The following is a 12,202-nucleotide window of genomic DNA, read 5'->3' on the forward strand; positions in this document are numbered from 1 at the left end:
GGAGAGAGCATTATGGCACTAACTTCCTATCAATTAGAAGTTGTTAGTGCTGAATCTCACCTTTTTTCAGGTGATGTTCAGCGAATCAGAGTCACAGGACAAGAAGGTGAACTTGGGATCTATCCCGGTCATACCCCACTACTTACCATGATTAAACCGGGTATGGTAGGCATTGTGAAAGCGGATGGTGAAGAAGAGTTTATCTATCTATCAGGTGGCATCTTAGAAGTGCAACCAACCCTTGTAACGATTTTAGCCGATACCGCTATTCGTGGAGAAGACTTAGACGAAGCCAGAGCCCAAGAAGCAGTAAGACAAGCGCAAGAGCATATTAATCATCCGAGTGATGATATGTCATTTGCACAAGCCTCTGCCGAACTGTCAAAAGCGTTGGCAAAAATCCGAGTCATCGAATTAACTCGCCGTATTGGACAATAACTGAGTTACCCTATCCAAACTTAAAAAAGGTTACAAAAATTAGATTTGTAACCTTTTTTACATTTGAACTAAGTGTTAAATGTTAACTATTAATTTTAGACAAACCTGCAAGTATTTTATTTTTTAAACTTTCAATAAAACATCTATCAACGTCAATCGGGTAAGCACCAGACTGCCATGATCGAAGATAAGCGATTTGTTGAGAGGTTAACTTTACATAATTATTGTTTAAATAAACAACAGCGCTTTGCTCCGACGCCTGCTTCTCGTTCGTTTGCAACGACTCGTTGCTGGCTTTTGCCTTTACTTTCGCTCTGCTCTCTTCACGGCAACGTCGCTCATACCACTGCTGATAATCATCAATTTGATAGGTACATTCCAGTTTAGCACCAAAATCGGTTAACACGGCTTCTGGCAATCGTTCGCTTAGCTTATTTAATGGAAAGGCACAAGCAATAACCCATCTATTTTGATATTTTTTCAGTCGTGCCGTTTGTAATTTTAAAGCGTAACCAAATAACTGTGTTAAAACATAAGCACCTTGATTATAACTACGTAAAAACACACCTTCTTTAAAAAGTAAAATACCCTTAAATTGGTGTTGTAAATTGAGTTTTTCAGAGATATTCATACAAAATATTATAATTCATCAGCCTCGACATGCAGTCATAATTACCCAACCTAAATTAGAACCATCATCAAAATAGATATCTCCCATATATGAAGAAACAATATAACGACGAGTTCCATCAGAAGTTGTATTTCTAGTTAAGAACCATGCACGTTCCCAATTAGAATTTGGATAAGAAAGTTTTTCTGTTCTGCCCCATTCATTAAATATACCGCCACCAATAGCACGGGTGAATGCGTAACCACGCTGAGACGAAACCCTAGAATTAGTTAATTCTGAACTTGATAAGACATTATATGCACCATTACAAACTACTGTCGCAGTTTGCCAATCAGTACTTTGATTATAAGGTTTAGCCCAAACATCAGTTGGCATAAAACTATAATCAAAATAATAATTAACATTATTTTTGCGTAATGTTGCTCGCACAGTGACTTTACCTGTTGGTTTTGCAATGAATAGAACATTACCTATACTATCTACTGTCACTGCATTACCAGGATTAACTGGAACACTGTAACTATAATCACTTTGCGCTCCCTCCATGATTAATTGAAATTGAGCCCCAACAAAACCCGTAGTTGGAAAAAATTTATTGGAACTAATAGGCCGAGCTCTAAAACCTTTATCTGGAACATAATCAGCAGTAAAACCACCACCATATGTAGCATCGGGCTGAGTTATATTACTACTATTCCAGCCATATATAATATTACTATCGCCATCTGCAATTCCTGTATCCTCATGTCTTCCTGAAGTATCGTAACCAATCCATTGTTCATACGGGAAAACTTTAATCGCATTTGGCGATAAATAACATATACCCTTAGGTTCAATTTGATAGTTTTTCTCAATACGTCGCCACTCGCCTTCATTCGGTATACCATATTGTGACAAAGCTTTTATGTCAGTATAAATTTTTAATTTTAATGGTAATTTGAAATTACTATCACAGCCAATCATGTTGCCATAATTTGAGGCTGGAATTTCTTGACCAGTGGCATCATACCAAGTGTACTTGATTGGATTTATATTAAATGGTTGTGAATTTGCTATATCGCCATCTCTATCAGCATAATTTTCTGCTACATTCAAATTACTAGCAGTATAATTTTGTACAATAAAATCACTTAATTTATTAGTTGCAGAAAAAGGATTAACAATTGAACTATTAATATTACCAGCATACTCACTATAGATTTTACTGCCAATTGTGAAACCTAATTTATTTTGCGCAGCATCAGTTATAACAAATTCTGGTTTATATCCTTGTATGATATTTGCTGTTTTGGTGGTTAAAGCATGGACTGGTGTTATGTAATAAAACAAAAAAATAACCGCACTTATACGTTTAAGATAAAATAATATGGAATTGAACGATAAAATGCTTGAAAAGAAGACTAAATTAGAAACTAAAAAATTAGCACTGATTAAATGATGATTGAGAATTTCCCGATGCCCGATGCCCGATGCCCGATGCCCGATGCCCGATGCCCGATGCCCGATTAAGACCACATTTTAACATATTTTTGCTACTCCTTGCAGCGATTTACTTAATTTTTTCATAAAATTCAATTGGATAATTTTATTTATCTTTAGTCATTTGGTTAAATGTTGTGAGAATTATCTTACAAAAAACCTATTTTACATGATAAATAGGTTTAATCGCTTTGTAATCTAATTTAATGTAAATGTTTGTTAAGATATGGTTTTCATCTCACTTACTATCAACGTATTTTAAAATTTCTTTTGCTCTAACTAACAGACGTTTTGGCTATATTTTTATAATAAAAATGACTCGCGAAATATTAAACAACAACAAAGCGCTTTTTGTCATTTAACGAGGCTTAATTTAAGAATTTCTACAAGTCATAATTTTGACTCACTTTTGCTTATTTTTTAAGCTAGTTCGGCGCCGGCGGCTCCGACGCCAGCATATGCATTAACATCGCATATGCCGGCTATTGCCATTATAGGCGCATAGCGCCAACAATGGCATCGTCGCCCATATCATCACTTATTTTTTATAACGCTGCTTTAATTTAACGTTTACACGCCACTCGCCCACCAGAACTATTAGGGGCCTCCATATGTGAAACATAACCGGAAAAATTCACAATAAAATAAATATTATAAGCAGACCAATCTAATTCGCGCGTCCAATAGTAAGAGAAATAGGTATTTTCCGTTTCCCAATTCGAATTAGGATAGTTTGTGCCTACTACCAATCCCCATTCTCCCATAATAGAACTACCAATTGCGCGGATAAAGCTGTTCGTATAAACAGTCCAATTGACGCCAACTGAATTTGCTGGAGAGTTGGTATAATCGCGCCTTGATGGCACATTAGCAAGTCCACCACATAAATTTTGCGCGGTAGCCTGATTTATATCGCCACTCTTTACAGGAACTAACCATACTGATGTTGGATTAAAGGTATAATCATGCGATATCGATTTATCATACCCTAAAGTTGCGCGCACTGTCACATTACCTGTTGGCTTATCATTTAATGTAATAAAACCTAATGAATCTACAGCAACCTTCCCACCAGGATTACTGATCAAAGTGTAAGTATAGTCCGTTTGTGCACCAGTCATCACTAACTGAAATTTAGCTCCAGGAAAGCCAGTTGTCGGAAATGTTTTTGCAGATACCGTTGGTTGAGCTTTAAATCCATAATTAGGCACATAATCAGCTGTGTAACCACCACCATGAACAGCATCCGGCGTGCCTTTAGAACCATTCCATTCCCAAGGTCCTGAAACAGGTGAAGTTATTGTTTCATCATAAGTTCGCCACTGCATCTTAGGTGAAAGAACGATGTCATTAGATTTAGCATAACAAATCATAGATTCAGGAGCGATCTTATATTTTTTGGTTAACGTCACACTATCACTTTCATTGGGTATGCCGTATTGAGAATAGGTTTTGAGCGCTGCTGATATCTCTAATGTTAACGGCATGACATAACCACTGCCACAACCGATAATATTATTCAAATCACTATTTGGTATTTTATTTCCCTTTCCATCATACCATTGAGAACTTGTCACTGTGAGTAAAAAAGGCTTAATGGGATCTGCTTTATCTCCATCAATATCTGAAAAATTAGTTATACTACTTAAGTTATTGTAATAATACATTTTGACAACAAAATCGCTGAACCGAAGATTTCCATCAAATCTTTTTACTACATCACTAGTAATATTGCCACTTGCTTCGCTATAAAATACATTTTTTACCGTAAAACCATGTTTATCGGATGCTTCTTTTACATTTGCCACTTTCGGCGCATTACCTATAATATTTTGCACGGTAGTAGAGGTTAAGCCATACGCATTTGGTTGCAAAAATAAACTCATAAATAATATAACGATTATTAACTTTATCTTCGCTATCGAAAAATATAAATTGAAAAATTTTGAGCTAAAAACATCGAAAAAGTGAATAGATGATTTTACTAATGTAAATGGAAGAATATTTTGTAATAATGCCAATACAGAAAGTCGGTGTTTACTCTCTAATTGACTTAAACCCGATGCCCGATGCCCGATGCCCGATGCCCGATGCCCGATGCCCGATGCCCGATGCCCGATGCCCGATGCCCGATGCCCGATTAAGACCACATTTTAACATATTTTTACTAATCCTTGTAGTGATTTACTTAATTTTTTCATAAAATTCAATTAGATAAACATTAAAACCATTTCAACAAGCCAGTATAAAAGCTTGTAAAAGTTTTCGTCATAGTAAATAAGTTCGAAAATTTTGTAATGATAATTTTGGTAAAGTTATGTAAAAACTAATTTATTCAATAAGATAGACAATTGGCAATATGATCATAAATAACATTTTTTAATGTTCATTTAGTTTGCATTGATCAAAAAAACGTAAAGTCGATTATTCAGCTGTTAACAGGTTTATACGACTTTTAAGCACAAAATTTTTAGTAACAATAATCATTGTAATCAAGTAAATAGCGTTGTATTTAACAATGAAAAATCAACAAGTTAAAAAAGACAATAGTTCAACTTTAAAAGTTTTGGCAAAAAAGAAAAACGATTTTGTTGTTGATAAGTCAGATTAATTATTAGTTTATAATCATAAAGTCGATTACTGGGCTAATTTAGACACGTCATCACCTCAAAGTGTAATTAAGCGAGCAATATAGTTTAATTCTTTCACAGCAAAATAGGTTATGATCCACTATACATTTAGTAAATTAAATGCCGATCAATAGCAAGTTTGATAAAAGAGAATATAAAATATTTTGTTTCCTATAAAATGGATCCCCATGTTTTTTGGTAACTATAGTTTGTAGGTGATTAATTTAAAATAAACATACACAGTTATCATTCAAAGACCTTGTCAGCATTTATCATAATTAAGCTAAATGATAAAACATTAAACGTTTGCCTTTTTCAAAAGGAAAATCCTATCGAAAATATTCATGCATAAAAGATCAAGTGTGAATAATTATCGTTGCTGGATTTATTAATCACTATCAGCGATAATTTCAGGTAACTATACTAATTTTGATGTGATTATGTTTACCATTTACCATTCAAATCAAGTCGATTTACTCAAGTCTTTGGTAAGTCAATTAATGCGACAACAACCATTAAATGATCTATTTATGCCAGACATGGTTATTGTGCAAAGCCAAGGAATGGCACAGTGGTTACAAATTGAGCTTGCTAATGAATTGGGCATTATAGCCAATGTTGAATTTCCTTTTCCTACTCAATTTATTTGGCAACTTTATCAAACGCTATTACCTAATGCTCCCATTGAAAATACGTTTAATCCGGAATCTATGGCTTGGCGCTTATATTATTTATTGCCTAAAATTATCGATGAGCCTGAGTTTATTACCCTTAAACATTATTTAAGTATTGATAAGCAAGATAGAAAGTTATATCAACTTGCAACGCGTATTGCTCGTTTGTTCGACCAATATTTAGTTTATCGTCCTGATTGGCTAGCACAATGGGAAGCCAATAAAACAGTTCAAGAATTAAACTTACATGCCGATGAAGTTTGGCAAGCAAAACTCTGGCGTAAATTAATATCAATTAGTCAACCTTACCATCGCGCTAATATCTATCAACAAATGTTGGAGATTCTAGCAGATCCTCATTTCGATCCAGCACAGCTGACGCCATTACCCAAACGAATTTTTATTTTTGGTATAACTTCACTTCCACCAATTTATTTATCACTACTTTCAGCATTAGGACAACATATTGATGTCCATTTAATGTTTAATAACCCGTGTAAATGGTATTGGGGAGATATCGTTGAGAAGCAATTATCACAAACACATAATGACCCAACCCAAATACCCAATGCTCTATTAACCTCGTGGGGAAAATTAGGTCGAGATAATCTATTTTTATTGCAAGAGTGTATGAATAAGCAAGATATTGATGTGTTTGTCGATCAACAACGTGATTGTTTATTACACTCTATTCAACAAGATATTTTGGATCTTTATCCCCAAGTGGCAACTCAACAATATATACAAACTCAAGACCGCTCTATCTCTTTCCATGCTTGTCATAGTGAACAACGCGAAGTTGAAGTGTTATATGACTATCTTTTATCAATTTTTGATGCCGATCCATCACTTGAGTTACGAGATTGCATTGTAATGGTATCGGATATTGATAAATATGTTCCTTATATTCGTTCAGTTTTTGGTAATGCTTATGGGCAACGCTATCTACCTTTTACAATTTCAGATCAAAAAGCTCGTAATATTGATCCAATAGTACAAGGTTTCTTTGCGATATTAAATTTTCCACAAAGCCGGTTTACTGCTGAAGAATTGTTTAACTTACTTGAAATACCTGCTATTTCCAAAAAGTTTTCAATTAATGAATCACAATTATCACTATTACGAATTTGGATTGTTGAATCAGGCATTCGTTTTGGACTTGAACATAGCCATAGTTGGCTATTTGGGCTTGAACGATTACTACTGGGTTATACCATGGCAAGTGAACAAGGTGGTTGGCAACAAATTTTACCTTATGATGGTGCAACGGGTTTAGATGCTGAATTAATTGGTCAATTAGCTGAATTTATTGGTGTAGTCAGTAAATGGTTGGTGTTATTAAATGAAGATAAACCTTTGGCAGAATGGCAAAGCTGCTGCCTTGAAATTATCAATGACTTTTTTTTCAAGGATACTCAAAACGAATCAATATTATTGATGATTGAACAAGAGTGGCAAAAACTGATAGACAGTGGATTAACAGCCAATTTTTCTGACAAAATTTCAATTACAATTTTACATGATGCAATGCAGGCACGTTTAGAACAAAACCATTTAGCCCATCGCTTTTTAATTGGTAAAATTAACTTTTGTACTATGATGCCGATGCGTTCAATTCCATTTAAAGTGGTATGTTTACTCGGTATGAATGATGGTGATTATCCTAGGACTTCATTACCACTAGATTTTGATTTAATTGCTGAGCACCCAAGGCGAGGTGATCGAAGTCGTCGTAATGATGATCGTTATCTTTTTTTAGAAGCAATATTATCGGCTGAAAATCAATTATATATCAGCTACATAGGTCGTGATATGAAAGATGATAGTGAGCGCTATCCATCTGTTTTAGTTGATGAACTTTGTGATTATATTGCGCAATACTATTGTGAAGAAGGTGCTGAAAAAACAGAAAATACAAAACATTTTCCTGATTTTTTATGTATCCATCATACTCGAACCCCTTTTAATCCACAAAACTTTTTACAAGATCCAAGAAGTTATGCCGATGAATGGTTACCTGCCGCATTACAGCAAGGTAAAACTGTACCTTTTATCAGCCAAATTACCACTATCACAGTAGATAGTATTAATCTTGATGAACTAAAAAGGTTTTATCAGCATTCAATAAGGTTTTTTTTACAAAAACGCTTCCATTTTTATATCCATTATTTAGATGATAACTTACCCGATGCAGAAAATTTTAATTTAGATAACTTAAAGCGTTATCAATTAAATATAGCAATACTTGAACAACTAATTACAAAAGATGGCAATAATTCACAAGACGATCTTTATCAACGTTTAGCATTAAGTGGGGATTTGCCCGATGGCGCTTTTGGACAGATCATCTATGATGAGCAAAATCAAGCTATGCACGCTTTAGCTGATAAAATTAATCAAGAACGCCTAAACTTTACTACTCAAGAAGTTAATTTAACTATTTCTACAAGTCAATACGATTGTCAGTTGAAAGGATGGTTAACCCATATTCAACAAGATGGTATTTTAACTTGGCGCCCATCTAAATTATCAATTCGTAATGGGATTTCGTTATGGATTGATCACTTACTCTATTGTATTTTAAATCCCGATACACTCGACACTCAAAGCCGTATGTATGGTCGAGAAGAGACTCAATGGCGTTTTTCATATTTAAACGCTAATCAAGCCTTAGGTTTTCTGACTGATTTAGTCGAAGGGTATTTACAGGGGATAAATGAACCATTATTTATGCCAATCGAAAGTGCGTGGAGTTGGTTAATAACAGCCTACAACCCGAAAACCGGTGAAATTGTGCCGAGTGAAAAAGCCAATAATAAATTGTTAAGTACTTGGCAAGGTGGTTTGTATTATCCAGCTGAATGTGATAGTTACTATCAAAGGCTTTATCCTGAACTAACTCAAAATTTGATAGAACAAATTATTGTTTTAGCTAAGCGGTTTTTATTGCCGATCTTATTGCATCAAACAACAGTTGAATAGGAGGCATTATGTTTATTGATACACATTGTCATTTTGATTTTCCACTGTTTACCAATCATTTAGACGAATCAATAAATTATATCCGACAAGCAAATATTACCGGATTGATTATCCCGGCGGTTGCCGCTCATCATTTTGATACGGTGCTACAATTAGCCAATCATTATAACGAAATTTATGCTGCATTAGGATTACACCCAATATATAGCCATACTGAAGCTGATTTAGAACAATTAGGTAATCGACTCAGCCATCTACCCCAAAAAATGGTTGCAATTGGTGAAATAGGTTTAGATAAATATAATCTGACGATCGATTGGCAACAACAATTATTCTTTTTTAGATCACAATTAATGTTGGCTAAACAATTCGATTTACCGGTACTTATCCATTCACGTAAAACTCATGATATTATGTATCACGAGTTACACCAAGCCGATCTGCCTTGTCGTGGCGTGATACATGGTTTTTCAGGTAGCTATCAACAAGCGATGCAATTTATTAAGCTTGGTTATTCTATTGGTGTTGGAGGAGTCATTAGTTATGATCGCGCAAACAAAACACGCAACACAATTGCTAACTTGCCGCTTGCAAGCCTTGTACTCGAAACTGATGCGCCCGATATGCCATTAAGTGGCAAGCAAGGTCAAGCAAATCGACCTGAAAATATCGTCGAGATATTTAAAATTTTAACTGAATTACGCAGTGAATCACCCGAGCAAATACTTAACACTATCTTAACAAATACCTTGACGCTATTTAGTAGAATTAATAGAATGACCACACTGTGCAAAAAATAAATAACTAATTAATTATTATAAAGATATTTTATTTAACTAACCAGATGGTGTTTTTTTATGGCGAAACGTTATAACCAATTTTTTATTCAATCACTCATATCCCTTACACGCTTATTCCCGCTGTGGGCAATACTTTGTGCCGTAGCAGCCTATTTTTTCCCAAGCACATTTTTACCTGTGCGCCCTCATACATCACAGTTATTAATGTTTGTAATGTTTACTATGGGCGTAACGTTAAGTATTGATGATTTTAAACGCGTCGTTACCAAACCTAAAGCGGTAATAATTTGTACCCTACTGCATTATATCGTCATGCCACTGACCGCTTTAATCTTATCTAAATTGTTTACCATGCGACCTGAGTTATTAGTTGGCATGGTTTTAGTCGGTAGTGTTGCGAGTGGTACCGCATCAAATGTTATGATCTATTTAGCAAAAGGCGATGTCGCGTTATCTGTCACAATTTCGTCAGTATCTACCCTAGTTGGCGTAGTTGTTACCCCGCTACTCACGTTATTATTAGTTGGTACCACTGTTGAAGTTCCGGTTCTGGATATGCTTGTTCATATTGTGCAAATTGTGTTAATTCCAATTATATTAGGTTTATTGGTGCACCATTTACTCAACCCATTAGTAAAAAAATGTGAACGTTTTTTACCACTTTTATCGATGATCTGTATTTTATTAATACTTTGTGTTGTAGTTGCAGGTAGCCATGCACAAATAGGACAAGTTGGTTTTACAGTTATTTTTGCAGTTATTATTCATAATGGCTTAGGAATACTGGGTGGTTATTGGGGTGGACGTCTATTTGGATTTGACGAATCAACCTGTCGAACTATGTCACTGGAAGTAGGTATGCAAAACTCAGCATTAGCAGCAACCCTTGGTACAACTTATTTTTCAGCATTATCCGCTTTACCAGCAGCAGTATTCTCAGTTTGGCATAATATTTCAGGTTCATTACTTGCAGGATATTGGCAAGGCAAACCCGTTAAAAATAAGAAAAAAGCCAACAATTAACAAATATTATTGTAGAATAACCTTCAGTACTTTGTCTGGCTTAATAATCGATTAAGCTAGGCAAAACAATATACATTCAGGGCTGATATTTTTCCCCTGTTAAGCCCAGTATTCCGATGAATTTTAGGTTAATTAAAATGAATAGCGAATTACAATTATCCCCTTTTGTGTATCGCATATTACCGTGGATCGCGGCATTTGCTTTTTTTATGCAATCGCTCGATACCTCGATATTAAACACTGCACTGCCAACCATGGCTAAAGACCTTAATCAATCACCGTTAAATATGCAATCAGCTGTCATTAGTTATGCTTTAACACTTGCATTGTTTATTCCGGTTAGTGGTTTTTTATCTGACAAATTTGGTACCAGAAATATTTTTGTTATGGCGGTGGGGCTATTTACTTTAGGGTCATTACTTTGTGCTTCATCCAATTCATTAATTTTCTTAGATATCTCACGCGTTATTCAAGGTATTGGTGGCTCCATGATGGTTCCAGTATCACGTTTGGTGCTCATCAAGTCATTTAAACGAAGCGACTTTTTAGTCGCTTTAAACACTGCAACTATTCCCGGTTTAATTGGACCGGTATTAGGGCCGGTACTAGGCGGTTATTTAGTTGACATGGTCAGTTGGCATTGGGTATTTTTGATCAACCTACCTATTGGTTTATTAGGAATGATAATTAGTTTCCGATATATGCCCAACATAAAAGGCGTGCGAATGCCTTTTGATTTATTTGGTTTTATATTTATTGTCATTACTTTTATTAGTGCAACGTTAAGTGTTGAACTTTTAAACCAAAATCAACAATATCAGCTACCCTTGTTACTTGTAATAATTAGTATTGTGTTTTTGTTTATTTATCGAGGATATGCAAATAAAAAACCAGCGCCGTTATTCCCTTTATCACTATTTAAGATTCGTACATTCAAAATAGGAATTATTGGCAATCTAATTTGTCGTTTAGGCATATCGGGGGTGCCTTTTTTAATTCCTCTATTATTACAAGTAGGATTTGGTTATTCAGCCATTTTTGCAGGTATGATGTTGGTACCAATGGCGCTAGCTTCAATCTGTACCAGAATATTCATTCCTCGAATTTTAGGGCGTTTAGGTTACCGTTTTGTATTAGTTGCTAACACCATATTTGCAGGCATTATGATTGCTTTAATGTCACTTTTGAATTCATCATCACCGCTTATCTTTATGTGTTTATTGCTATTTTGTATTGGTGGCATTAACTCTATTCAGTATACAGCGATGAATAGCATCACATTAGCAAATTTAGAAGGCGAAAATACCAGCAGTGGTAATAGTTTAATGGCAGTAAACCAACAATTAGCGATCAGTTTTGGTACAGGATTTGGCGCAGTATTGGTACGATTGATTAGTCATTCAACCAGTACTATTCATGCATTTCAATATACCTTTATTATACTCGGCGTTGTTACCATATTATCAAGCATGATCTTTGCCCAGTTAAAAAAAGAGGATGGACAAAATCTAACCTCTCATCATCAAGAAACAAGGAGATAACAAT

Annotated in this window: 8 protein-coding genes; 5 read left to right on the forward strand and 3 right to left on the reverse strand. The window is 34.9% G+C overall.

Annotated features, from left to right (window positions below; all coding sequences use genetic code 11):
• The first annotated feature begins 12 nt into the window (after positions 1-12).
• On the forward strand, positions 13-438 hold the full coding sequence (locus A9G09_RS01585) for a F0F1 ATP synthase subunit epsilon (protein WP_065633169.1): 426 nt from the start codon (positions 13-15) through the stop codon (positions 436-438).
• An 82-nt stretch (positions 439-520) separates the two neighbouring features.
• Here A9G09_RS01585 and A9G09_RS01590 read toward each other — a convergent pair whose 3' ends face one another.
• The 3 genes from A9G09_RS01590 to A9G09_RS01600 all read right to left on the reverse strand — a co-directional run bounded on the left by A9G09_RS01590 (position 521) and on the right by A9G09_RS01600 (position 4,698).
• Positions 521-1,069 carry a hypothetical protein gene (locus tag A9G09_RS01590; RefSeq protein WP_065633170.1) on the reverse strand — a complete coding sequence of 183 codons (549 nt, stop codon included), beginning with the start codon at positions 1,067-1,069 and terminating at the stop codon, positions 521-523.
• A gap of 18 nt (positions 1,070-1,087) precedes the next feature.
• Positions 1,088-2,398: a hypothetical protein gene (locus tag A9G09_RS01595; RefSeq protein ID WP_141671500.1), complete on the reverse strand. Its 1,311-nt coding sequence runs from the start codon at positions 2,396-2,398 to the stop codon at positions 1,088-1,090.
• Between the two features lie 713 nt (positions 2,399-3,111).
• Complete coding sequence (locus A9G09_RS01600; RefSeq protein ID WP_065633172.1) at positions 3,112-4,698, reverse strand: hypothetical protein; 1,587 nt, start codon at positions 4,696-4,698, stop codon at positions 3,112-3,114.
• Between the two features lie 920 nt (positions 4,699-5,618).
• Here A9G09_RS01600 and recC point away from each other — a divergent pair.
• The 4 genes from recC (at position 5,619) to A9G09_RS01620 (ending at position 12,198) form a co-directional block, all read left to right on the forward strand.
• On the forward strand, positions 5,619-8,834 hold the full coding sequence (recC, locus tag A9G09_RS01605; RefSeq protein WP_065633173.1) for an exodeoxyribonuclease V subunit gamma: 3,216 nt from the start codon (positions 5,619-5,621) through the stop codon (positions 8,832-8,834).
• Positions 8,835-8,842: 8 nt separating this feature from the next.
• Positions 8,843-9,634: a TatD family hydrolase gene (locus tag A9G09_RS01610; RefSeq protein WP_065633174.1), complete on the forward strand. Its 792-nt coding sequence runs from the start codon at positions 8,843-8,845 to the stop codon at positions 9,632-9,634.
• Between the two features lie 57 nt (positions 9,635-9,691).
• Positions 9,692-10,657 (forward strand): bile acid:sodium symporter family protein, encoded by a 966-nt coding sequence (locus tag A9G09_RS01615; protein WP_065633175.1) that lies wholly within the window; start codon positions 9,692-9,694, stop codon positions 10,655-10,657.
• A gap of 137 nt (positions 10,658-10,794) precedes the next feature.
• Positions 10,795-12,198: an MFS transporter gene (locus A9G09_RS01620; protein WP_065633176.1), complete on the forward strand. Its 1,404-nt coding sequence runs from the start codon at positions 10,795-10,797 to the stop codon at positions 12,196-12,198.
• Positions 12,199-12,202 lie beyond the last annotated feature (4 nt).

The sequence above is a fragment of the Gilliamella sp. wkB292 genome (assembly GCF_001690235.1).
Classification (GTDB): Bacteria; Pseudomonadota; Gammaproteobacteria; order Enterobacterales; family Orbaceae; genus Gilliamella; species Gilliamella apicola_F.